2 protein-coding genes are annotated in these 573 nt (G+C 69.6%); both read right to left on the bottom strand.

Annotated elements, in window-relative coordinates:
- Positions 1 to 353 (bottom strand): molybdopterin cofactor-binding domain-containing protein (locus G3O00_RS43125; RefSeq protein ID WP_206146648.1); only part of this gene is annotated, 353 nt, incomplete at its 3' end.
- 1 nt (position 354) lies between these two features.
- A partial coding sequence (locus tag G3O00_RS43130) for a 2Fe-2S iron-sulfur cluster-binding protein (protein ID WP_241025623.1) occupies positions 355 to 573 on the bottom strand: 219 nt, incomplete at its 5' end.

The following is a 573-nucleotide window of genomic DNA, read 5'->3' on the forward strand; positions in this document are numbered from 1 at the left end:
GGCGCATGGTCGAGCGTCACGCTCGACAGCGGCACTTCGAGCTCTTCCGCGATCAGCATCGGCAGCGCCGTATAGACGCCTTGCCCCATCTCGACCTTCGGCATCACCAGCGTGACCTTGCCGGCGCGGTCGATCTGCACGAACGCGTTCGGTGCGAACACGCCGGGTTGAGCCGGTTCGGCGGCATCGCCGCCAATCACCGAACGGCGCGCATCGTCACCCGCGGCCGGCAGGCTGAAGCCGAGCAGCAATCCGCCGCCGGCCGCCGCGCCCAGCGACATGCCGAGCTTGAGGAACGAACGGCGCGACACGCCCGCGCCGGCCCGACCTGCTTCGATCAGTCCTCGAGACATGTCACACCTCCTTCGCGGCTTGCTTCACGGCCGCGCGAATCCGGTTGTACGTGCCGCAGCGGCAGATGTTGCCGGCCATCGCCGCGTCGATGTCGGCGTCGCTCGGGTTCGGGTTCGACGCGATCAGCGCGGTGGCGGCCATCACCTGCCCCGACTGGCAGTAGCCGCACTGGACGACGTCGAGCTCGCGCCACGCCTGCTGGACCTTGTGGCCGGCCGG

This window comes from Burkholderia sp. Ac-20384 (assembly GCF_017104605.1).
Taxonomy (GTDB): Bacteria; Pseudomonadota; Gammaproteobacteria; order Burkholderiales; family Burkholderiaceae; genus Burkholderia; species Burkholderia lata.